Source organism: Catenuloplanes sp. NPDC051500 (genome assembly GCF_044454585.1).
In the GTDB taxonomy this organism is placed as follows: domain Bacteria; phylum Actinomycetota; class Actinomycetes; order Mycobacteriales; family Micromonosporaceae; genus Catenuloplanes.
Genome location: NZ_JBITDX010000018.1, coordinates 145,105 through 166,389 on the forward strand (window position 1 = coordinate 145,105; position 21,285 = coordinate 166,389).

General features: G+C 73.1%; 21 protein-coding genes. 19 read left to right on the forward strand and 2 right to left on the reverse strand.

Translation table 11 applies throughout. The annotated features are described in order from the left end of the window. Positions 1-847 precede the first annotated feature (847 nt). Positions 848-1,264 (reverse strand): tautomerase family protein, encoded by a 417-nt coding sequence (locus ACIA8K_RS30360; RefSeq protein ID WP_396065378.1) that lies wholly within the window; start codon positions 1,262-1,264, stop codon positions 848-850. 59 nt (positions 1,265-1,323) lie between these two features. Between ACIA8K_RS30360 and ACIA8K_RS30365 the strand changes: the two genes are divergently transcribed. From ACIA8K_RS30365 to ACIA8K_RS30425, 13 genes are all read left to right on the forward strand, one after another. Beyond that, a complete protein-coding gene (locus ACIA8K_RS30365; protein ID WP_396065380.1) occupies positions 1,324-1,758 on the forward strand; it encodes a MarR family transcriptional regulator in 435 nt (144 codons plus the stop codon). Positions 1,759-1,774: 16 nt separating this feature from the next. Next, entirely contained in the window at positions 1,775-2,566 is a 792-nt protein-coding gene (locus ACIA8K_RS30370; protein ID WP_396065382.1) for an SDR family oxidoreductase, read from the forward strand. A gap of 148 nt (positions 2,567-2,714) precedes the next feature. Next, a complete protein-coding gene (locus ACIA8K_RS30375; RefSeq protein WP_396065384.1) occupies positions 2,715-5,729 on the forward strand; it encodes a BTAD domain-containing putative transcriptional regulator in 3,015 nt (1,004 codons plus the stop codon). Beyond that, positions 5,726-6,691, forward strand: a complete 966-nt coding sequence (locus ACIA8K_RS30380; protein WP_396065386.1) for a catalase — start codon at positions 5,726-5,728, stop codon at positions 6,689-6,691. The genes ACIA8K_RS30375 and ACIA8K_RS30380 overlap by 4 nt, the downstream gene beginning before the upstream one ends. Positions 6,692-6,752: 61 nt before the next feature. Continuing rightward, positions 6,753-6,896 (forward strand): hypothetical protein, encoded by a 144-nt coding sequence (locus ACIA8K_RS30385; RefSeq protein ID WP_396065388.1) that lies wholly within the window; start codon positions 6,753-6,755, stop codon positions 6,894-6,896. A 121-nt stretch (positions 6,897-7,017) separates the two neighbouring features. Next, the gene (locus tag ACIA8K_RS30390; protein WP_396065390.1) at positions 7,018-7,503 is read left to right on the forward strand and encodes a sigma-70 family RNA polymerase sigma factor; all 486 of its coding nucleotides are present in this window, start codon (positions 7,018-7,020) and stop codon (positions 7,501-7,503) included. After that, the gene (locus ACIA8K_RS30395; RefSeq protein WP_396065392.1) at positions 7,487-8,821 is read left to right on the forward strand and encodes a hypothetical protein; all 1,335 of its coding nucleotides are present in this window, start codon (positions 7,487-7,489) and stop codon (positions 8,819-8,821) included. The genes ACIA8K_RS30390 and ACIA8K_RS30395 overlap by 17 nt, the downstream gene beginning before the upstream one ends. After that, on the forward strand, positions 8,818-10,059 hold the full coding sequence (locus ACIA8K_RS30400) for an ATP-binding cassette domain-containing protein (protein ID WP_396065394.1): 1,242 nt from the start codon (positions 8,818-8,820) through the stop codon (positions 10,057-10,059). The genes ACIA8K_RS30395 and ACIA8K_RS30400 overlap by 4 nt, the downstream gene beginning before the upstream one ends. Beyond that, the gene (locus ACIA8K_RS30405) at positions 10,056-10,898 is read left to right on the forward strand and encodes an ABC transporter permease (RefSeq protein ID WP_396065396.1); all 843 of its coding nucleotides are present in this window, start codon (positions 10,056-10,058) and stop codon (positions 10,896-10,898) included. Before ACIA8K_RS30400 ends, ACIA8K_RS30405 begins: the two co-directional genes overlap by 4 nt. A 66-nt stretch (positions 10,899-10,964) precedes the next feature. Then, the gene (locus ACIA8K_RS30410) at positions 10,965-11,933 is read left to right on the forward strand and encodes an ABC transporter substrate-binding protein (protein ID WP_396065398.1); all 969 of its coding nucleotides are present in this window, start codon (positions 10,965-10,967) and stop codon (positions 11,931-11,933) included. Then, positions 11,930-12,655, forward strand: coding sequence for a class I SAM-dependent methyltransferase (locus ACIA8K_RS30415; protein ID WP_396065400.1), 726 nt, complete (start codon positions 11,930-11,932; stop codon positions 12,653-12,655). The genes ACIA8K_RS30410 and ACIA8K_RS30415 overlap by 4 nt, the downstream gene beginning before the upstream one ends. Beyond that, a complete protein-coding gene (locus ACIA8K_RS30420; protein WP_396065402.1) occupies positions 12,652-13,659 on the forward strand; it encodes a FecCD family ABC transporter permease in 1,008 nt (335 codons plus the stop codon). The genes ACIA8K_RS30415 and ACIA8K_RS30420 overlap by 4 nt, the downstream gene beginning before the upstream one ends. Next, complete coding sequence (locus ACIA8K_RS30425) at positions 13,656-14,417, forward strand: ABC transporter ATP-binding protein (RefSeq protein WP_396065404.1); 762 nt, start codon at positions 13,656-13,658, stop codon at positions 14,415-14,417. The genes ACIA8K_RS30420 and ACIA8K_RS30425 overlap by 4 nt, the downstream gene beginning before the upstream one ends. On the opposite strand, the gene ACIA8K_RS30430 is transcribed toward ACIA8K_RS30425, so the two are convergent. Continuing rightward, on the reverse strand, positions 14,404-15,357 hold the full coding sequence (locus ACIA8K_RS30430; protein WP_396065406.1) for a Clp protease N-terminal domain-containing protein: 954 nt from the start codon (positions 15,355-15,357) through the stop codon (positions 14,404-14,406). The two genes, ACIA8K_RS30425 and ACIA8K_RS30430, sit on opposite strands and share 14 nt — an antisense overlap. Positions 15,358-15,496: 139 nt before the next feature. Here ACIA8K_RS30430 and ACIA8K_RS30435 point away from each other — a divergent pair, with 139 nt between their 5' ends. The 6 genes from ACIA8K_RS30435 (at position 15,497) to ACIA8K_RS30460 (ending at position 21,257) form a co-directional block, all read left to right on the forward strand. Continuing rightward, positions 15,497-15,727: a hypothetical protein gene (locus ACIA8K_RS30435; protein ID WP_396065408.1), complete on the forward strand. Its 231-nt coding sequence runs from the start codon at positions 15,497-15,499 to the stop codon at positions 15,725-15,727. Continuing rightward, positions 15,724-17,712: a S9 family peptidase gene (locus tag ACIA8K_RS30440; RefSeq protein ID WP_396065410.1), complete on the forward strand. Its 1,989-nt coding sequence runs from the start codon at positions 15,724-15,726 to the stop codon at positions 17,710-17,712. Before ACIA8K_RS30435 ends, ACIA8K_RS30440 begins: the two co-directional genes overlap by 4 nt. Then, entirely contained in the window at positions 17,685-19,187 is a 1,503-nt protein-coding gene (locus ACIA8K_RS30445) for a sensor histidine kinase (RefSeq protein WP_396065412.1), read from the forward strand. Before ACIA8K_RS30440 ends, ACIA8K_RS30445 begins: the two co-directional genes overlap by 28 nt. A 61-nt stretch (positions 19,188-19,248) precedes the next feature. Beyond that, positions 19,249-19,911, forward strand: coding sequence for a response regulator transcription factor (locus tag ACIA8K_RS30450; RefSeq protein WP_396065414.1), 663 nt, complete (start codon positions 19,249-19,251; stop codon positions 19,909-19,911). A gap of 249 nt (positions 19,912-20,160) precedes the next feature. Then, on the forward strand, positions 20,161-20,715 hold the full coding sequence (locus tag ACIA8K_RS30455) for a CDP-alcohol phosphatidyltransferase family protein (RefSeq protein WP_396065444.1): 555 nt from the start codon (positions 20,161-20,163) through the stop codon (positions 20,713-20,715). Then, positions 20,712-21,257, forward strand: a complete 546-nt coding sequence (locus ACIA8K_RS30460) for a hypothetical protein (protein WP_396065416.1) — start codon at positions 20,712-20,714, stop codon at positions 21,255-21,257. Before ACIA8K_RS30455 ends, ACIA8K_RS30460 begins: the two co-directional genes overlap by 4 nt. Positions 21,258-21,285: the final 28 nt, after the last annotated feature.

Sequence of the window (21,285 nt, forward strand, 5' to 3'; positions counted from 1 at the left end):
TACACGTCATTCGCGACGAATAGCGTGCTCATGCCTCACCTGACGCCCGCCACCCTCGCCACTTCTCCGCATTCCACCCATATCCCCGCCGCGCTGCCCGGCCCTGCGCCGCCCCCGCCCCTCCCCGCCCCGCCCCGCCTTTGATCTTGTGTCGCGTGCGCAGCACACAAAGGTGACCGCCTGGCTGCCCCGCCTGCCATCGACCCGCCCCACGGGGAGCAGATCATCGGCAGGGCCGCCACCAACGGACAGATACCGACACCACCAGGCGCGACCAGAGGCACGCGCCCACCCACGCGGCCGCAGCCCGGCGAACCCAAGGGCGACCAGCAGACTCGTGAGGAACAACCAAGCCGGCGCCATCACCACCCAGCCTGGCGGCCCTGCCGATGATCTGCTCGGCTCTGCCCGGGTCGATGGCAGACGGGGCAGACAGGCCACACGAAACCCAGCCACCGACAGGCTTTAGCAGCGAAGCTGACATGCGCTTCCGGTTGCCCCGGAGCCGGAGCGCTCCCCCCGGAGGGCCGCCGGAGGCACCCCCCAACCAAACAGACAGAAACGTCCAGGCAGGCCACCGTCGACGAGATGCGTTTCGTCGTGCGAAGAGCCGGCACATGACAAGACCTCGGTACGCACGGCCCCCGACGTCACAGCACCCGATCCCGGACCTGCGGCAGACGGTCAGTAAGTCATGAAATTTCAGGCGTATAACGCCCGCCCCTCACCCCGCGAATAGGCAACAGAGTCGGGCGCGTACAGGCCGAACCACCGCCGGAGCGGGAAGATCAAGCCTTGGGGGCCAGCTCACAGGCCCCGGACGCGGAAAGGTCGTTTCCGGGCCAGCTCACGCACCGCCGGCAGCATCCGGTCCGGACGCAGGAAGAGCTGCCGCAGACATCTTTCCGCCGGTGGCAGTGCGGTCGTCACGGGTGCCGACGAAGTCGATGGTGACGCCGTCACGGACATGGTCGCCAAGGACGCCGGCGATCGCCTCGGTAACGCCGGCCGCGAGGGCGGCGATCACGTCAGGCCGTGCAAACGCAGCTTCCTTGATGCCGAACGTGACGGCCGGCGACGGTGACGCCGCGGGAATGCCACCGATCCCCCACCGGCCGGCCGGAACGCCGTTGAGCCGCACGACCGCAACCTCCCGGGCCCGGGGGCCGTAGACATCGACGACCGCATCGGTCAGCCGGGCGATGAGCGCGCTCTCACGTCCGGCCAGGTCGGACTCGGGCACGTCGACGCTGAGATGAGGCACTAGAATCCCCTTTGAGACCAAATCAGCTTTGCAAACAAAGATATTACGAGGGGTGTCCGATGTCAACGGACGACGAGGTCCGCGAATTGCTGCTGGTGATGCCGCGCATCATCGGCCGGATCAAGCGCATCGCGGTGCCGGACGCGCTGCGGGAGCTGGAGCTCGCCCCGCGGCACCTGTCGCTGCTGTCGATGCTGCTGCTGGACGGGCCGCAGACCGTGTCCGAGCTGGCCGGGTCGCTCGGCCTCGCACCTACCACAGTGAGCCTGCTCGTCGGCGACCTGAGCCGGAAGGGTGTGCTTGACCGGCGCGAGGACGAGGCGGACCGGCGGCGGCGGATCGTCGACATCAGCGACGCGCACCGGCAGGACATCACCGCGTGGCTGGCGGCGGGCGGGCGGGCCTGGCGGGCCGCGCTGGCGCCGCTGAGTGCGGCGGAGAGGCGGATGGTGGTGGACACGATGCTGCGCTACGAGAGCGCCTCCGCGGGCTGACAGCTATGGTGCTGCGATGAGCCGCACCGCGCTGGTCACCGGAACATCCTCAGGCATCGGCAGAGCGACAGCGGAGCTGCTGGTCGCGCGCGGCTACCGGGTGATCGGCACCAGCCGTAACCCGTCGGAGGCGCACCTCGGCGGTGTCGAGACGGTCAAGCTGGATCTCACGGATCCCGGCGACATCGAGGCGCTGGCCCCGCTGCTCAAGACCGTGGACGTGCTTGTCAACAACGCGGGCGAGAGCCAGTCCGCACCGTTCGAGGAGCTGCCGGGCGACTGGATGCGGCGGCTGTTCGAGATCAACGTCTTCGGGCCGGTGCGGCTCGCGCAGCTGGCGCTGCCGGGCATGCGGGAGCGCGGCCACGGCCGGGTGGTGATGGTCGGATCCATGCTGGCCTCGTTCCCGATTGCCTACCGGTCCGGCTACGTCGCGTCCAAGGCGGCGATCAAGGGGTTCAGCACCGCGGCACGGCACGAGTTCTCCCCGTTCGGCGTATGGCTGACCACTGTGGAGCCCGGCTCGATCGCGACCGGCATCAACGAGCGCCGGACCGCGTTCGTCGCCCCGGACTCGCCGCACCGCCGCGACTTCGACACCATGCTCGCCGCGCTCGACCGCAACGAGCGGGCCGGCACCTCACCGGAGCGCGTCGCGGCCACGATCCTCAAGGCCGTCCAGGACCGGAAACCGCGGCCACGGTACGCCGTGGGCAGCAACGCCCCGCTCGTGTTCGCCGCGCGCCGGCTCGCCCCGGCCGCGCTCGTGGAGAAGCTCACCCACCGGCGCCACAACCTGATGCGCTGACGCATATAGCGTTCGTATCAACGTCGTGACCGACGATCGGGGGACAACCGGTCCGGTGTGACACGGGGCGTTACCGCATCGGTTGCGTTCCAGACGACGCCGCCCGGAACGGGGGACCGGGCGGCGCGCTGGCGATAGTGTGTGCTCAATGCCAGTCTCACACCTCCGGTTCCGGATCCTGGGCGGCGTGGAGCTGTGGCTCGGCGACACGCAAGCCGGCCTGCCGCGTCCCCGGCACCGGGCCGTGCTCGGATATCTGCTGCTCAACGCGGGCCGGGTGGTCACGGTGGCGGCGCTCACCGAGGCGATGTGGGGCGGTGCCGCGCCCACCACCGCCCGCGCCCAGTTGCAGGCCGACATCTCCACGATCCGCCGCACCGGTGGCGGCGCGCTGCAGCTCACCACGCGCGCCGGCGGTTACGCGCTGCACGCCGGCCCGGACGAGCTGGACTACCTGCGCTTCACCGCGCTGACCGCCAGGTCCCGGGGCGCGGCCGCGGCCGACCGGGTGCCGCTGCTGCGCGACGCGCTGGCGCTGTGGCACGGCCCGGCGCTCGCGGACGCGGCCGGCGCCTACGTGGACACCGCCCGCCTGCAGCTGGGCGAGGAACGGCTCGCGGCCTACGAGGACCTCTACGAGGCGGAGCTGGATCTCGGCCGGCACCGCGAGATCGTGCCGGAGCTGGTCCGGGCCGCCGCGGACGAGCCGACCAGGGAACGGCTGTGGGTGACGCTGATGCTTGCGCTGCACAGGTGCGGACGCCGGGCGGACGCGCTCGCGGCCGGCCGTCAACTGCGCCGGTTCCTCGCCGACGAGCACGGTCTGGAACCGGGGCAGGCGTTCGTCGACGCGGAGCGGACCATCCTGCGCGAGGAGGAGGGCGCGGACGCGCCGGCGCTGCTGCCACCGGACATCGTGGACTTCACCGGCCGGTCCGGCGAGGTGCGACAGCTGCGGGACGCGCTCACGCCGGCCGGGCGGCCACTGCCGGTCGTCACGATCACCGGGATGGGCGGCGTCGGCAAGAGCACGCTCGCGGTGCACGCGGCCCACCGGGCGCGTGCTGACTATCCGGGCGGGCAGCTCTACGCGACGTTGCGCGGCACCGAGCCGCAACCGGCCGAGCCGGGCGATGTGCTGGCCCGGTTCCTGCGCGCGCTCGGCGTGGACGAGCGCGCGATCCCGATCGACCTGACCGAGCGGGCGGACGCGTACCGGTCCCGGATGGCCGGCCGCCGCGTGCTCGTCCTGCTCGACGACGCCGCGGACGAGGCGCAGATCCGGCCGCTGCTGCCCGGCGACGGCTCCTGCTCCGTGCTGGTCACCAGCCGCGCGGCCCTGGACGGGCTGGAGGGCGCACGCCGCGTCCAGCTCGGCGTCTTCTCCGACTCCGACGCCGAGTCGCTGCTCGGCCTGATCGCGGCGCCGCAGCGGGTCGCCCGGGAGCCCGCGGAGAGCGCCACCATCCTGAGCCTCTGCGGGCGGCTGCCGCTCGCGGTCCGGATCGCCGGCGCCCGCCTGCGCTCCCGCCCGGCCTGGCCGATGGCCCGTCTCGCCACCGCGCTGCGCGACGAGCAACGCCGCCTCGACCACCTGGTCGCCGGTGACCTCGCGGTACGCACGTCGATCGCGTCCAGCTACCGGGCGATCGGCGAGGACGGCCGCCGCCTCGCCCGCCGGCTCAGCCTGTTCACGCTCCCGGACTTCCCGTCCTGGCTGGCCGCGGCGGTCCTGTCCGTGCCGGTGGCCGAGGCCGAGGACCTGCTGGAACGGCTCGTCGACGCGCACCTGCTGCTCGACGCGGGCACGGACCGGACCGGGGTCGGCCGCTACCACTTCCACGACCTGGTCCGGCTCTACCTGCGCGAACGTGCTGCCGAGGAGGATCCGGTCCCGGACGTGCTGCGGGCCGGCTTCGGCGCGTACCTGTGGCTCGCCCGGCGGATGGCCACGCTCGTCCCCGGCCCCTGCTACGCCGCCATCCACGGCACGTTCCCGCTGGTCCCGGTGGCCGGGCTGGACGACGTCGACCCGATCGACTGGTTCGCGGCCGAGCGTACGCCGCTGCTCGCCGTGGTACGGCACGCCTGCGACACAGGCCAGGTAGAGGCCGCGTTCGACCTGGCCGGCTGCATGGAGAAGTACTTCGACATCCGCGGCGTCTACATCGACTGGCGGTCCACGAACGACTACGTGCTCGCGGCCTGCCGCGCGGCCGGGCACCGGCTCGGCGAGGCCGTCATGCTGCGCGGCATCTCCGAACTCGCGGCCTGGCACGAGGCAGACCACCCCGGTGCGGCCATGGACCGGCTGCTCGCGGACGCGGAGCAGACCGACGCGCTCTTCGCCCAGGCCGGCCACGGCCCCGGCAGGTCCGACGCCGCCGTGATGATCGCCTGGGCGCTGGCCGCGAGGGGCTCCTACGCGGAGGCGGCCGCGCACGCGTCCCGCGCGATCCGGCTCGCCGAGGAGCACGACCATCTCGGCGGCCAGGCCCGCGCGCACGTGGCAAGCGCGATCGTGCACGGTGAGTCGCTGCGGCTGGAGGCCGCGGAGAACCACCTGGTTACCGCGCTCCGCATCGCCCGCGAACTCGGCAATCAGCGGTACGTAGCCACAGTCCTGCAGTTCCTCGGCGTCCTCCACACCCGCGCCGGCCGGCCGGACCTCGCGATCACCGCGCTGGACGAGTCGCTGCGCGTACTCCGCCGCTACCAGGACCGGTACGCCGAGGTCCTCACGCTGCTCACGCTGGCCCGCGCGTACCTGCCCGCGCCGGCCGCCCGCGGCTACGCCACCGAGGCGCTGACAATCGCCCGCGAGTACAACCTCCCGCACCACACCGCGGACGCGCTCGGCGTGCTCGGCGCCGTCGAACTCGCGGACGGCGACCACCGCCGCGCGATCGCCCACCTCTCCGCGTCCGTGCGCCTGTGGCGGCAGCGCGGCTGGGGCGCCTTCCTCGCCGACACGCTGCGCACGCTCGGCGAGGCCCAGGCCCCGATCGACCCGGACGCCGCGCTCGACGCCTGGCGCGAGGCCCGCGACATCCACGCCTCGCTCGGTCACCAGCCGAAAACGGCGCAACTGGACGCGTTGATCGACGGCCTCACCCCCGGGCGGTCGCCGGGCGGCCGGATCCTGCATGATCGGCAGCCATGACCACGTGGCGTGAGATCTACGGCGGCGGCTCCGCGGAGGCCGAGGAACGGCAGTTCGAGGGGTACGCGCGGCGCATGCTTGCAGTGCAGACGGCCCACGCGCGGACCGCCGGTTCGTCAGTCGCGCACCGCACGCTTCACGCCAAGACCGTGGCCGGGCTGGTCGGAGCCACGCTTGAGGTCGCCGGAGATCTGCCCGCCGCGCTGCGGGCCGGCGCGTTCACGCCCGGGGCACGGCTGCCCACCACGGTCCGGTTGTCCAACGCCTCAGGTGTCGCCCGCCCGGACACCGCCGCCGACCTGCGCGGGGCCGCGTTGAAGATCACGCTGCCGGACGGCGGCGAGCACGACCTGCTGGCAACCAGCTATCCGGTCTCGCACGTCCGGGACGCGGCGCAGTTCGTGACGGTGGCCGAGATCGGCGCCGGCCCTCGGCTGCTGGCCCTGCCGCGCATGCTCGCCGCGTTCGGCCCAGCCGAGACGTTGCGGATCCTCGGCAACCTCCGGAAGGCCAGCCGTCGCAGCGAGAGCCTGGCGCTGGAGTCGTACTGGAGCCGGGGTGCCGTGCTGTGGGGCGACTCCCCGGTGCGTTTCCGGCTGAGTCCGCTCGACCCCGCCGCACCACCGGCCGGCGTGCCCGCCGACGACCCGGACCGGCTGCGGCTCGACTTCCACGCCCGCCTGGCACAGGCGCCGGTCCGCTTCGCGCTTCACGTCCAGCCGTTCATCTCCGAGACGGCGACCCCGATCGAGGACGGCGCCGTCGAGTGGGCCTCCCCCTGGACCCCGGTCGCCACGCTCACCATCCCCCGCCAGGACCCCGACGACGCCGTTCGCGCCCACGTCGACGGCCTCGCGTTCAGCCCATGGCACGCCCCCGCGGACTTCCGCCCGCTCGGCAACCTCAACCGCGCCCGCCGCGCCGTCTACGCCGCCAGCGCGGCCGCCTGGCAGCGTCGCTGACCGGTCAGTCAGCCGGCGGCGCGAGTCGGCCGGCTACGTCACCCGGCTGGGGCCGGTCGGCTTGGCGCTGGCCGCGGAGCCGGAGAAGACGCCCGAGGTGGTGGCCGCGGTGCGCCCGGCCTTCGACGGGTTCGTGCACGGCGACCGGGTGCGGTTCACCGCGGCCTGCCACCTGATCGCGGCACGGCGTGTGACGGACGTGTGAAGGTCCCTGGCAGATCCCGCGCACCTGCGCCCTGAAACCCCACTTCCACACCTATAACAGCAGCGTAGAGCCCCTGTCACAGATCCAGGGGCGGTGGTGCTCAACAGGTGTGGAGGATGTCGTGAGGACCGACCTGGAGCAGATCTTCCGGGCCGCCTATCCGAGGGTCGTGGCGATCGCGGCCCGCGTGCTCGGTGGCAGGGAAGCGGCGGAGGACGTGGCGCAGGAGGTGTTCCTGTCGTTCGGGCGGTCCGCCGTCCCTGGGCCGGAGGCGCCCGGCTGGCTTGCGGTCGCGGCGGCGCACACCGCGCTGAACCACCTGCGCGCGGACCGGCGGCGGGTCGCCCGCGAGGCCGGTGAGCAGCACGTCGACGTGCCGGATGTAGCGGACACGGTGGTCGGGCTGGAGGAGCGCCGCCGGGTGCGGGAGGCGCTGGGCCGGCTGCCGCGACGGCAGGCGACCGCGCTGGTACTGCGGCACAGCGGGCTCAGCTACGCCGAGGTGGCCGCCGCGCTCGACATCTCTCCCGCAAGCGTCGGCACCACAGTCCGACGCGCCGAATCCGCCCTACGCGAGGAGTTGATCCGTCATGCGTCACCCCTCTGACGGCACGCTGCGCCGGCTCGTGGACGAGCCGTTCGCGGTCACCGACGCGGACCGCGCCCACATCGCGCACTGTCCACAATGCAATCAAGAGCTTTCCACGGTACGGGAGGAAGCCTCGATGATCGGCGGAGCGCTACGCATCGAGGTCACCCCGGACGTCGACGCGGGCTGGCGGCGCCTGTCGGCCGAACTCCCGTCACAGGTCCCGACTCCGGCACAGCCCAGCGCATCGGCACAGACCCTCACGTCAGCGCAGACCAGGGCGTCAGCGCAGACCAGGGCGTCAGCGCAGACCGCACACTCGGCGCAGACCGCACACTCGGCGCAGACCGCACTCTCGGCGGAGGCCGCACGGCCGGAATTCGCCTCGCTCCCGGCGTCGGCGGACGACCCGGAAACGTTGTCGCGCCCGGCGTCGTCCGCGGACACCCTGGCCGGGGCCGCACAGACGCCGGTCGGACCGGGGTGGCGGACCGCGTCGCGCTGGAGGACCGCGACGCGGTGGCGTTCCGCAACGCGGTGGCGAGCCACGCGTCGCGGATCCCTGGTCGCGGTGGCCGCCGTGGTCGCCCTGCTGACCGGCGCCACCGCCGCGATCGCGACCGACTGGCTGCGCGTGTTCCACACCGAGGAGATCGCGCCGATCACGATCAGCCAGGCGGATCTGCTCGCGCTGCCCGACCTGTCCGCCTACGGCGACGTCGAGGTGGTCGAGGCACCGCACGTCCGCGAGGTGGCCGGTGCGCAGGACGCGCAGGACGCGACCGGACTTGCCGTGCCCCGGGTAGCCGCGCTCCCCCGCGGTGTGACAGGCAAGCCGGTCTACCAGGCCGGGGACCGGGCCGCTGTCGTGTTCACGTTCGACGCGGACCGGACCGCCGGGCCGACGCCACCGCCCGGCCTGGACGGCAGCCGCTTCCGCCTGACCGCCGGGCCCGGCGTCGCGGCCGTGTGGGCCGAGGAGCGGGGCGTGCCCGCGTTGATCGTCGGCCGGGTCGTCGCGCCCGCCGCCTACGCCGACTCCGGGGTGGATTTCGCGACCGCCCGCGACTACCTGCTGTCGCTCTCCGGCCTGCCCGAGGACGTGGCGTCCCGGCTGCGGCAGTTCACCGGCGACGGCACCACGCTCCCGCTGCACGTCATGGACGAAAAGCTGACGAGCGCACCCGCCGAGGTCAACAGCGCGCCCGCCACGGTGCTGACGTCCCGCGACGGCGTGCTCGCGGCGGTGGTCTGGGTGAGCGACGGCGTGATCACCGCCGTCGCCGGCTCTCTCACCGCCGACGAGGTCCTGACCGTGGCCCGGGACCTCCGATGAACCCCGACCCGACCGGCGCCGCACCGGCAAGCGCCAGACCGGCAAGCGCCGAGTCGGTGAATGCGCGACCGGTGGACGAGGCCGGCCCGGCCGCCTGGGTCGACGGGCTGCGGAAGCGGTATCGGCGGCGGGTCGCGGTGGACGGGGTGTCGTTCACGGTGGGGCGCGGGGAGGTGGTGGGCCTGCTCGGGCCGAACGGGGCCGGGAAGACCACGGTGATCAAGATGTTGCTCGGACTGGTGCGGCCGGATGCCGGGGAGACGATGCTGCTTGGCCGTCCGGCCCGCGATCCACGCGCGCGGGCCCGGGTCGGCTATCTGCCCGAGTTGTTCCGCTACCAGCCGTGGCTGACCGCGGCTGAGGTGCTGACGCTTCACGCGCGGCTCGCCGGCGTGCCGCCGCAGCACGAGGTGCTGGCCTCGGTGGGGCTCGCGGACCGCGCCCAGGACCGGGTCGGCGGCTTCTCCAAGGGGATGCAGCAGCGTCTCGGGCTGGCGGTCGCGCTTGCGGCACGGCCCGAGTTCGTGGTGCTTGACGAGCCGACAAGCGCGCTCGACCCGATCGGGCGCGCGGATGTGCGGGACCTGGTGCTGTCGCTCAAGGAGCGCGGGGTCGCGGTGCTGCTCAACTCGCACCTGATCGGCGAGGTGGAGCGCGTCTGTGACCGGGTGGTCATCCTGGACCGGGGGCGGGTCGCGGCGTCCGGCACGCTCGGCGAACTGCTCGGAGGCCGTGAGCTGCGGTTGCACCTCGACGGCGTCGGCCCGGAGGCTTCGAAGAGGCTCGGTAACGGCGTCCGCGACGGCATCCGCGACGGCATCCACGATGGCATCCGTGACAGCGTCCGCGACGGCGTCCACGGCGGCGTCCGTGACGGCATCCGCGACGGCGTCCACGGCGGCGTCCACGACGGCGTCCGTGACGGCATCCGCGACGGCGTCCACGGCGGCGTCCACGACGGCGTCCACGACGGCGTCCACGGTGGCATCCATGACAGCGTCCGCGACGGCGTCCACGGCGGCATCCGCGACGACATCCACGGCGGCGTCCACAACGGCGTCCGCGACGGCATCTACGGCAGCGTCCGTGACGGCGAATGGTGGACGATCGCGCTTCCCGACGACGTACCCACGCTGATTTCTGATCTTGTGGGTCTGGGTGTGCGCGTGCATGCGGTCGAGCCCGGCCGGATCAGTCTGGAAGACCGCCTGCTCACGATTCTGCGGGAGAGCCGATGACCACAGTTCTGACGATCGCGGCGTTGACGTTGCGGGAGGCGGCCCGGCGGCGGGTGCTGCGCTCGCTCGCGGTGCTTACCGTGCTGCTGCTCGGGCTCAGCGCCTGGGGGTTCTCCCGGATCGACGCCGAGTTCGGCGGGCTGACCAGCGGTGAGGCCCGGCTGGTGGCGGCGCTTGTGCTCAACCTGGTGATGTTCGGGCTGAGCCTGATCGCGGCGCTCGGCACCGCGTTCCTGGCCGGGCCGACTGTCGCGGGCGAGACCGAGTCCGGCATCGCGCTGGCCATGCTGGCGCGGCCGGTCCGGCGTACCTCCGTGTTGGTGGGCAAGTGGTTGGGGCTTGTCGTGTTCGGGACCGGGTTCGTCGCGGTGGCCGGGTTCGCGCAGCTGCTGATCACGCGCGTGACGACCGGGTACTGGCCGCCGGCGCCGCTTACCGGGCTGGCGTTGCTCGCCGGGCAGGCGGTCGTGCTGCTCACGCTGGGGCTGCTGCTATCCACGGCGATCTCGCCGATGGCGTCCGGGATCGTGGCGGTCGGGCTGTTCGGCGCGACCTGGATCGCGGGCGTGATCGGCGGGTTCGGGACCGCGCTCGGCAACGACAGCATCCGCCGGATCGGGACTGTCGCGCACGCGCTGCTGCCCACGGACGGGTTGTGGCGCGGCGCGATGAACGCGTTCCAGGACCCGTCGCTGATCACCAGCTTCAGCGAGGCGTTCGAGGGACATCCGTTCCTCAGCTCGGCGCCGCTCACCCCGGTGTATCTGGTCTGGGCGGCGGTGTGGGTGGCGCTGGTGCTGGGGTTGGCGGCGCTCGCGTTCCAGCGCAGGGACCTGTAGGGGCGGGGAGCGGACGGGTCAGGCCGCCTCCGCGGTCAACTTTGAGGCTGTGCTAGCTTCGCCGTCATGAAAACGATTGTCATATCCGCGGCTCTGCTGGTGACGCTCGGCGTCACCGCGGGGTGCGCGGAGAACAACGGCACGGACGCTGCCGCCACGCTCACCAGCTGCGGCCTCCCGCTCACCGTCGCCGCACCGCCGCAGCGCGCGCTCACGCTCGAGCAGAACGCCACCGAGATCCTGCTGACGCTCGGCCTCGCGGACCGGATGATCGGCACCAGCTACCAGACCGACCCGGTCCTGCCCGAGCTGACCGCCGCCTACGACTCGGTCCCCGTGCTGGCCAGGCTCTATCCGAACCGCGAGGCGGTGCTGGCGGCGAAGCCGGACTTCGTCTACTCGACGTTCACGTCCGGCTTCGCCCCGGACGCCGCCGGGCCCCGCGCCGACCTGCAGACGCTCGGCGTCCCGGCGTACCTGTCCCGCTTCGCCTGCGAGGACCCGGCCACCGGTGAGACCGCCGCCGGCTTCGACGGGCTCCTCGCCGAGGTCACCGAGATCGCCGGGATCTTCGGGGTGGCCGGCCGGGGCGCCGAGATCGTCGCGGACCAGCGCGCACGGCTCGCCGCCACGGCCGGCACGGGCAGCGCGGACACGGACCTGCTCTGGTACTACTCCGGCACCACCACCCCCTATGTCGCCGGGCGTAACGGCGTCCCGGCCGCGATCGGCGCCCACCTCGGCGTCCGCAACGCCTACGGCGACGCCACCTCGGCCTGGCCCGCGGGCAGCTGGGAGGAGATCGCGCAGCGCGACCCGGACGTGATCGTGCTGGCCGACCTGACACGCGGCGGCGACGGCGACAGCGCGGCGTCCAAGATGGACTTCCTGCGGACCAACCCGGTGACGAGGGAACTGGCCGCGGTCAAGGCCGGCCGGTTCATCACGGTGTCCGGGTCGTCGATGGACCCGTCGATCCGGTCGATCACCGCCGCGGAGCAGGTCGCGGCCGGGCTGACGGAGCTGACCGCGTGAGGGATCTGCTGGAGTCCTGGGACCGTCAGCAGGAGGCCTACATCGCCCACCGCGAGCAGCGCTTCGATGTGATGCTCGACGTGCTGCGGATGACCTGCGGCGACGCACCGGCCGTGCTTGACCTGGCGTGCGGGCCGGGCGCGATCTCGGACCGGGTGCTGACCGCGTTCCCGCAGGCGCGCGTGGTCGCGGTCGACTACGACCCGATCCTGTTGCGGGTGGCCGGGGGCGCGCTCGGCGAGCGGGTCACGCTTGTCGACGCGGACCTCACCGCGCCCGGCTGGGAGCACGCGGTGCCGCCCGTCGACGCGATCCTCAGCTCGACCGCACTGCACTGGCTCTCCCCCACCGAGCTGTCCGCCGTCTACGCCACCGCCGCCCGGCTGTTGCGGCCCGGCGGCGTGCTGCTCAACGCGGACCACCTGCGCTACGGCCCCGGCAACCCGGCGCTGCGCGAGGTCGCGGAGCGGCACGACGCCCGGACCCAGGCCGCCGCGTTCGCCGCGGAGGCGCTCACCTACGACGAGTGGTACGCCGCCGCCGCGCGCCGCCCCGAGCTGGCCGAACTGGTCGAGGAGCGGGCGGCACGGTTCGCCGGCCGGCCCCCGCAGCCGCTCGCGCCGCTCGCGTTCCACCTGGCCGCGTTGGAGGCCGCGGGCTTCACCGAGACCGGCACGGTGTGGCAGTACCTCGACGACTACGTGGTGTTCGCCCGCCGATGAGGCGCGCGATCGTGATGGCGGTCCTCCCGGCCGTGCTGCTGCTCAGCGCGGCCGGCGCGATCGCCGCCGGCGCCGCGGACCTGACCGTCGGGCAGGTGCTGCGCGCGCTCGCCTGGCACGCCGGTCTGCCGGTCACGCCGCTGGATCCGCTGACCGACGGCATCGTCTGGCATCTGCGCCTGCCGCGCGTGCTGCTGGCCGGGCTGGTCGGCGCCGGCCTGGCGGTCTGCGGTGCGGTGCTGCAGGCGCTGACCCGCAACGCGCTCGCGGACCCGTATCTGCTGGGCATCTCCGCGGGGGCGTCGACCGGCGCGGTCGCGGTGCTTGTGTTCGGTTTCGCGACCGGCGCGGCCGCGCTCTCCGCAGGCGCGTTCCTCGGCAGCGCGGCCGCGTTCGCCGTGGCGCTGGCGCTGGCCGGGCGGCGCTGGACCGAGCCGGCCCGGATCCTGCTCGCCGGCGTCGCGGCCGGCCAGCTGTTCTCGGCCGCGACAAGCCTGATCGTGGTGTCGGACGCGACCGCGCAGAACACCAGGGGCATCACGTTCTGGCTGCTCGGCTCGCTTGCCGCGGCGAGCTGGACGTCGGTGGCCACCTGCGCGGCGGTCGGCGCGGTCGCGCTGCTCTGCTGCTGGGCGGCCGCGCCGGCGCTCGACGCGTTCACGTTCGGCACTGACGTGGCGCAGTCGCTGGGCTTCTCCCCGGCCCGGGTGCGCGCGCTGCTGTTCACGGTCACGGCCGTGCTTGCCGCCGCACTGGTGGCCGGGTCAGGCGCGATCGGCTTCGTCGGCCTGACCGTGCCGCACGCGGCGCGGGCCCTGGCCGGTTCGCGACACCGCACGCTGCTGCCGGTCTGTGCGCTTGTCGGTGCGACGTTCCTGATCTGGGCCGACACCGTGGCCCGCACCGTCTTCGCGCCGCAGGAGGTGCCGGTCGGCGTGGTCACCGCGCTGCTCGGGGTGCCCGCCTTCGCGGTGCTGCTGCGTCGCAGGGGAGCCGCCGGATGAGCCTCAGAGCCAACAAAATCACCGCGAGGGTACGAGGAAAGCTGCTTCTCGACGACGTCACGCTTGACGCGCCGCCCGGTCAGCTGACCGGCCTGCTCGGCCCGAACGGCTCCGGCAAGTCGACGCTGCTGCGCGTGCTCGCCGGACTGCGCCGCCCGGATCACGGCAGCGTGCTGCTGGACGGCGTGGACCGCGCCACGCTGAGCCGCCGCACGCTGGCCCGGCGGATCGCGATCGTCACCCAGCACGTACCCGCCGATGTGGACATGTCTGTTCTCGAGGTGTTGCTGTTGGCGCGCATTCCGCATCGGCCGGCGCTTGCCGCGGCCGGCACCGACGACCACCGCAGGGCCGAGGCCGCGCTTGCCGGGGCCGGTCTGCCGGGCATCGGGCAGCGCAGGTGGGCGCGGCTGTCCGGCGGGGAGCGGCAGCGGGTGGACATCGCGCGGGCGCTGCTTCAGGAGCCGGACGTGCTGCTGCTCGACGAGCCGACGAACCACCTGGACATCAGGCATCGGCTCGCGCTCTTCCACAGGCTGCGCGGTGCCGGCGCCACAGTGGTCGCGGCGCTGCACGACCTGGACCTGGCCGCCGCGTTCTGCGACCGGATCGCGCTGCTGCACGAGGGCCGGCTGATCGCGTGCGGCACGCCGGCCGAGGTGCTCACGCCGGCGCTCATCCGCCGCGTCTACCAGGTCGAGGCGGAGGTGGACGTGGGCGCCGACGGCCGGCCGCTGCTGCGGATCAGGACGCGGTGAACTCGATGCCGGCCGCGGTCAGCAGGCGGCCGGCGCGGGTGTCGCCGGTCAGCAGCCGCACCAGGTTACGGGTGTCGCCGGGGTGCGCCGGGATCAGTTTGCGCAGCGGGCGGGGGTCGGCGCCGAGATTCGTGGTCAGGGCGCGCAGGTCGGCGTAGCGCGCACCGGCCTCGGCCAGCGCGGTCACGCCGTCGTACGCGGCGGCGGCGTGCGCGTAGAGGTGCGGGTAGAGGCGGGCGGTCTCGTACATCGCGAGCAGCGCGAGCAGCGCGTCGTCGGTGGTGGCGTCCCGGTGCCCGCGCTCCCGGGCCTGCTCGCGCGTCTCCAGCGACAGCCAGGCGAGCGGGTGCGGGACCAGGTCGACGCGGGCCGGCGCCAGGATCATCAGCAACGGGTTACGCCAGAACGGCACGCGCGGGTACCGGGTGCGGCCGATCATCATGTCCCGCACCCGGTGCAGCTCGCGCGGGACCGGGTCGGCGATCCGCAGCGGCCGCCGGTCCCGCAGGCTCTCCCGCAGCGCCGCGACAGGCGCCGCGCAGTCGGCGAGCAGCGCGGCGGCCCGGCAGTCGCTGTCGTCGAGGATCGCGAGCAGCACGTCCCGGGAGTCGCAGCCGTCCGGGCCCGCGGTCCGCGCGGCCCGGCGCAGCGCCTCGGCCGCGGCGACGCTGAAGTCGGCAGGTGTCCCGCCCTCGGCGATCACGATGCCGACCGGCCCGCCCCGGTCGTCGCTCACCCACTCCGCGTGCCGTCGCTGCCGCACGGACGACACCACGGTCCGGGTCAGCTGCGCCGCGTCCATGATCTCCCGCGTTCCGGTCGCGGACGCCAGCGAGACCAGCAGGTGGTCGGTGGTGACCGGCTCGTCGTCGTCGCCGCGCAGCACCGCGGTCCCGAAAACTGTGAGCATGTCCGTGTGCTCGAGCAGAATGTTCTCCATACGTCGAGTAGAGCAGCGCCCGGCCTGCGGTTTCGTCTGCCGAAAGTGCGAAAGCCCGGGGCGTGTCAACGAAAGTGACAGGCCGGATTCCGACTTCCCGGAGACGCGCGCGGCGGAGCCGGACCGGCAGACTTCAGGCATGACCTACTACATCGCGCTTGGCGCCGGCGCCGTCGGGATTCTGCTGCTGCTCTCTTCCGCCGTGCTGCGCAGGCGCACCCGGGCGCTTGACCTCGGCCGGGTGGAGGCCGCGCTCGCCCGTGGGGACCGGATGGCGGCAATCAAGACGTACCGGGAGGGCACCGGGGCCGGTCTGATCGAGGCGCGCGACGCCGTGGACCGCATCGGCCGTGGTAATAAAGCTTCATGATCGTGGATACCGACAGTCCGTTCGCCGACCTCGACGCCTACGCGGGCCTGCCCCGGGTCTCCGGGCTGCGTCTCGCCCCGGACGGCAGCCGGATCGTGGTCGGCGTGGCCACTCCGGACCCGAAGAAGAACGTGTACGTGACGGCGCTCTGGGAGGTCGACCCGGCCGGTGAGCGCCCGGCCCGCCGGCTCACCCGCAGCCGGCAGGGCGAGTCCGCGGCCGGTTTCACACCCGGCGGGGACCTGCTGTTCGTCTCCGCCCGGCCGGAGCCGGACACGGCCGACGACACGGAGCCGCAGGCCGCGCTCTGGTCGCAGCCGGCCGGTGGCGGTGACGCGCGGGTGGTGGCCAGGCCGCCGGGCGGGGTGCGCGGCGTGGTGGTCGCGGACGACGGCGGCATCGTGCTCGGCTCGTCGCTGCTGCCGTCGTCCGAGGGCGTGGAGGCGGACCGGGAGCGGCGGAAGCGGCGCACTGACGCGGGCGTCACCGCGATCCTGCACGAGGAGTACCCGGTCCGGTTCTGGGACCACGACCTCGGCCCGGCCCGGACCCGGTTGCTCGCGCTCGAGGACGACGGGGATCTCCGTGACCTCACCGGGCACGCCGGGTACGCGCTTGACGACGACGCGAGCTGGGACATCACCCGCGACGGCCGTACCGTGGTGGCGTCCTGGACCGTGGCGGTGGACGGCGGCGGGCACCGGTCGACGGTGATCGCGCTCGACGTGGCGACCGGCGAGCGGCGCACGCTCGCCTCGGACCCCGGCCACGAGTACGACGCGCCCCGGATCTCCCCGGACGGCACCCGCGTCGCGATCGGCGTGTCCCGGCGCACCACCGCCGACGACCCCGGCGACGGCTGGCTGGGCGTGGTGCCGCTGGCCGGCGGCCCGGTTGAGAACCTGACCGAGGGCTGGGACCGCCGCCCGCACGGGGCCCGCTGGACGCCGGACGGCAGCATGCTGATCGTCGCTGCGGACGACCTCGGGCGCGGGCCGCTGTGGCGCGTCGACGCGGTGACGGGTGAGGCCGGCCGCCTGACGCCTGACGACGGCGCCTACTCGGACGTGGAGATCTCCCCGGACGGCGCGTGGATCTACGCGTTGCGCGCCACAATGGTCTCGCCGCCCGCGCCGGTCCGGGTCGACGCGGTGACAGGCGAGTTCCTCGCGCTGCAAGGCCCGGCGCCCGCGGTGACAGTGCCGGGCCGGCTGGCGGAGGTCACCGCCACCGCGGCGGACGGCACGAGCATCCGGGCCTGGCTGGCGCTGCCGGTCCGCGACGAGCCCGCGCCGCTCGTGCTGTTCATCCACGGCGGCCCGCAGAGCTCGTGGAACGCCTGGTCGTGGCGGTGGAACCCGTGGATCCTGACCGCGGCCGGGTACGCCGTGCTGCTCCCCGACCCCGCGCTGTCCACAGGTTACGGCGCCGACTTCATCCGCCGTGGCTGGGGCAACTGGGGGGATACGCCGTACACCGACCTGATGGCGCTCACCGACGTGGCCGAGGCCCGCGCGGACATCGACGCCACCCGCACGGCCGCGATGGGCGGCTCGTTCGGCGGCTACATGGCCAACTGGATCGCCGGTCACACCGACAGGTTCGCCGCGATCGTCACGCACGCGTCACTGTGGTCGCTCGACCAGTTCGCGCGCACCACCGACACCTCCGACTACTGGACGCGCGAGATGACCGCGGCGATGGCGGCACAGCACTCACCGCACCTGTCCGCGGACGCGATCACCACGCCGATGCTCGTCATCCACGGCGACAAGGACTACCGGGTGCCGATCGGCGAAGGCCTGCGCCTCTGGTGGGACCTGATCTCGCGGTCCCGGGCCGAGCACCGCTTCCTCTACTTCCCGGATGAGAACCATTGGATCCTCAAACCCAGGCACAGCGCCATCTGGTACGAGACGGTGCTCGCATTCCTCGGCCACCATCTGCGGGGGGCCGAGTGGCAACGGCCGTCGCTGCTCGGCTGAGGGAGGCCGGCGGCTGGCGGGTCGCCTACGAGGTCGTCCTGACGCTCCTTGCCACCGCCGGGGCCCTGGTCCCGGCGGGCGCCGCGCAGGTCCACCCGCTCGCGCCCTGGCTGGTCGGCCTCTCCACGCCGGTCCTGGTGCTGCTGCGCCTGCGCTTCCCGCTGCCCGCCTATGCCGCGGCCGCGCTGATCGGGCTGGTCACGGGCGGGCAGAGCTCGGTGCTGATCGTCGTGCTGAGCGCGTCGCTGGCGTACCGGGCCGTCCACCTGTGGCAGGTCGCCGCCGGTCTCGGTCTCGGCTGGGCCGCGCTGATCGGCGCCGTCCGGTGGACGGAGGGGACGCTTGACCTGACCGACGTGGTGCTGGTGTCCGCGCTGTTCGCAGTGCTCGCGGTGGTCCCGGCCGGGGTGGCCCGGCTGGTACGCCGGCGGCGCGTGCTGCTTGCGGCCATGCACCGGCGCAACGTGCAGCTGCACGACGCGCAGGGCGAGGTGGCCCGGCAGGCGAGGGCGCGGGAGCGTACCCGCATCGCCCGGGATCTTCATGATTCGCTCGGCCACAAGCTGACGTTGATCTCGCTCTACGCCGGGATGCGCACCGACGAGAACGGCGAGTTGCTTCGCGAGACGTCCTCCGCCGCGATGACCGAGCTGCGGCAGATCCTCGGGCTGCTCGGCCAGGACGACACGCAGGCTCCGGCGCCGTCCCTGGACCGGCTGGACGACCTGGCGGAGAACGCGCGGGCGTCGGGCGCGCGGGTGGAGCTGGTCCGCGAGGGCACCACACGTCCGCTGTCCCCGCTCATCGAGCACGCGGCGTACCGGGTGATCCAGGAGGGGCTGACGAACGCGCTGCGGCACGCGGCCGGCGGCGAGATCGTGCTGTCGCTGCGGTACGAGCCGGACGCGCTGATCGCCGGCGTCACCAACACGGCCGGCCGCCGCGTGGTCCGGCAGACCTCCGGCCAGGGCCTGCTCGGACTCGCCGAGCGGGTACGGGTGGCGAACGGCATGCTGTACCACGGCGCCACCCCGGACGGCGGTTTCCGGCTGGCCGCCACGCTCCCCTACGCCCCGGACGGCGCGACGGTCTCGCCACCGGCCCCCGACTTCGCCGAGCTTGTCGACCGGGACCGGCGTCGCGGGCGCCTGACGCTGATCGCGACCACGCTCGGCGCCGGCGGCGTGCTGGTCCTCTGCTGCAGTGCCCTCTGGCTTGTCGGCGCGTACGTGACAGTGGACCGGGCGACCTACGACTCGGTCAGCCCTGGCATGCCGGAACAGCAGGTCCGTGACCGGCTCCCGGACCCGGAGGCGGCCACCACCGGCGCGATCGGCGGCCGTGACGTGCCCGGCGCGACCTGCGTCGACTATCCCGCGTCGCTTCTGGAACAGGAGGGGACGGAACTGCTCTACCGGTTCTGCTTCCAGGACGGCGTGCTGGTAGACAAGCAGGAGTTCCAGGAGGTGCCATGAGCGAGCGTGCGCGCGCGTCACGTGCCAGGCGTGCCGTCCCCGGCCGGCCGGGGGAGTCGGCATGAGCGAGACCATCCGGGTGCTGCTTGCCGACGACGACCGGCTGGTCCGCGCCGCGATCGAGGCGATTTTGGCGCCGGCCGAGGACATCGTGCTCGTCGCGCAGGCCGGCGACGGCCGCCAGGCGATCGACCTGACGCTGCTGCACCGGCCGGACGTGGCGCTGCTCGACATCCGGATGCCGGTGCTGGACGGGCTGGCCGCGCTGCGCGAGATCCGCCGGATGATGCCGGCCGTGCACGTGGTCGTGCTGACCACGTTCGGCGAGGACGATTACGTCGCGCAGGCACTGAACGCGGGCGCGGCCGGGTTCCTGCTCAAGGAGTCCGCCGCGGGCGAGCTGGCCCAGGCGATCCGCGCGGCCGCGGCAGGCGACGCGTTCCTGTCCCCCAAGGTCACCCGTCAGGTGCTCGACCGGCTGCCGGCCCCGGCGCCCGCGCCCGCCGCGGACCTGGCCCGGGTGGAGGCGCTGAGCAGCCGGGAACGGGAGGTGCTGGTGCTGCTGGCCCAGGGTCTGTCCAACGCGGAGATCAGCGCGCAGCTGTTCGTCACCGAGGGCACTGTGAAGACGCACCTCTACCGCGTGTTCAGCAAGACCGGCTGCGAGAACCGCGTCCAGGCCGCGATGCTCGCCCAGCGCACCGGCCTGCTCGACATCGGCTGAAAGTCGACGATACGAGGACCGGCTCGGCTGAAAGTCAGAGGCGCGCTCTAGCCTTAAGTTGATTTACGAATGTTCGACCCGCCTGTCATCCTCTTAACGACACGAGGGGACCACGCGCAGTCGACCAACAGGCGGTGAACGGCACCGGACCCCGACACGGACTGTGACACACGGACGGGGAGTCCATTGACGCATCTCACCGCAGCGGCCGCGCCGGACGTCCGGTTCTCCGAACGGCCGGAGGCGCCGATGCGGTTCACCACAGTCCCCAACCTGGTCACGCTGGTCCGCACGGTCGGCGCGGTGGTGCTCGCGGTGCTCGCGATCGGGGAGCGGAGCTGGCCGCTGCTTATCGCCGCGTACGCGGTCTACTGGATCGGCGACACCGCGGACGGCATGGTCGCCCGCTGGCTCGACCAGGAGACCCGGGCCGGCGCGGTCTTCGACATCATCAGCGACCGGGCCTGCACCTCGCTCTGCCTGGCCGCACTGCTGATGCTCAAGCCGGGGATGGCCGTACCGCTGGCGATCTTCCTGGTCCAGTTCATGGTGCTCGACACGATGCTGAGCCTGGCGTTCCTGCTCTGGCCGATCGTCTCGCCGAACTACTTCGCCACTGTCGACCGCCGCGTCTACCTGTGGAACTGGTCGCCGCCCGCCAAGGTCCTCAACACGTCAGCGGTGGTGCTGCTGGTCCTGGTCTCGCCGTCCCCGGTCTGGCCCGCGCTGCTCGCGGCCGCCGTGACCGTCATGAAGATCGCCTCGATGATCCGGGTCGCCGGTCTGGTGTCCCCCACCCGATGATCGCGGCGATCCTCGCGGCGCTGCTCGTCGGCGCGATGTCCGCGATCATCCCGGTCACGCCTGTAGAGCCGTACCTGATCGGCGTGGTCGCGGCCACCGACGTCGCCGCGATCCCGCTCGGCCTCGCGGCCGGCCTCGGTCAGACAATCGGCAAACTCCTGCTCTTCGGTACGGTCCGCGGCGCGGTCAGGTCCGAGTACCTACGCCGGATCATCACCCGCAAGGTGCCGGTCACGGCGCAGGTCGCGGGCGAGGATCCGCCGGTGGTGGAGGCCGCGGTGCCGAAACGAGGGCGGGCGCTGCTTGAGCGCACCCGGGTCGTGATGCAGACGCTCGACCACCCGCGTCAGGCCGTACCGATCCTCTTCGCAAGCGCGTTCCTCGGATTTCCGCCGCTGCTGCTTGTCACGGTGTACGCCGCACGCGGGCCGATGCGGGTGCCGATGTTCGCCGCCGTCTGCCTGGTCGGCCGGTGCGCGCGCTTCGTGGTGATCGCGCTGGCGCCGGCCGCGGTGATGAACCTGCCGTTCTTCGGGCACTGACGGTCCCGGCCCCACGCCGGATCGCGTG

Coding starts and splice junctions, on each gene's coding strand:
- ACIA8K_RS30365 (WP_396065380.1), top strand. CDS start 1,324: ATGTCAACGGACGACGAGGTCCGCGAATTGCTGCTGGTGATGCCGCGC.
- ACIA8K_RS30370 (WP_396065382.1), top strand. CDS start 1,775: ATGAGCCGCACCGCGCTGGTCACCGGAACATCCTCAGGCATCGGCAGA.
- ACIA8K_RS30375 (WP_396065384.1), top strand. CDS start 2,715: ATGCCAGTCTCACACCTCCGGTTCCGGATCCTGGGCGGCGTGGAGCTG.
- ACIA8K_RS30380 (WP_396065386.1), top strand. CDS start 5,726: ATGACCACGTGGCGTGAGATCTACGGCGGCGGCTCCGCGGAGGCCGAG.
- ACIA8K_RS30395 (WP_396065392.1), top strand. CDS start 7,487: ATGCGTCACCCCTCTGACGGCACGCTGCGCCGGCTCGTGGACGAGCCG.
- ACIA8K_RS30400 (WP_396065394.1), top strand. CDS start 8,818: ATGAACCCCGACCCGACCGGCGCCGCACCGGCAAGCGCCAGACCGGCA.
- ACIA8K_RS30405 (WP_396065396.1), top strand. CDS start 10,056: ATGACCACAGTTCTGACGATCGCGGCGTTGACGTTGCGGGAGGCGGCC.
- ACIA8K_RS30410 (WP_396065398.1), top strand. CDS start 10,965: ATGAAAACGATTGTCATATCCGCGGCTCTGCTGGTGACGCTCGGCGTC.
- ACIA8K_RS30420 (WP_396065402.1), top strand. CDS start 12,652: ATGAGGCGCGCGATCGTGATGGCGGTCCTCCCGGCCGTGCTGCTGCTC.
- ACIA8K_RS30425 (WP_396065404.1), top strand. CDS start 13,656: ATGAGCCTCAGAGCCAACAAAATCACCGCGAGGGTACGAGGAAAGCTG.
- ACIA8K_RS30430 (WP_396065406.1), bottom strand. CDS start 15,357: ATGGAGAACATTCTGCTCGAGCACACGGACATGCTCACAGTTTTCGGG.
- ACIA8K_RS30435 (WP_396065408.1), top strand. CDS start 15,497: ATGACCTACTACATCGCGCTTGGCGCCGGCGCCGTCGGGATTCTGCTG.
- ACIA8K_RS30440 (WP_396065410.1), top strand. CDS start 15,724: ATGATCGTGGATACCGACAGTCCGTTCGCCGACCTCGACGCCTACGCG.
- ACIA8K_RS30450 (WP_396065414.1), top strand. CDS start 19,249: ATGAGCGAGACCATCCGGGTGCTGCTTGCCGACGACGACCGGCTGGTC.
- ACIA8K_RS30455 (WP_396065444.1), top strand. CDS start 20,161: ATGCGGTTCACCACAGTCCCCAACCTGGTCACGCTGGTCCGCACGGTC.
- ACIA8K_RS30460 (WP_396065416.1), top strand. CDS start 20,712: ATGATCGCGGCGATCCTCGCGGCGCTGCTCGTCGGCGCGATGTCCGCG.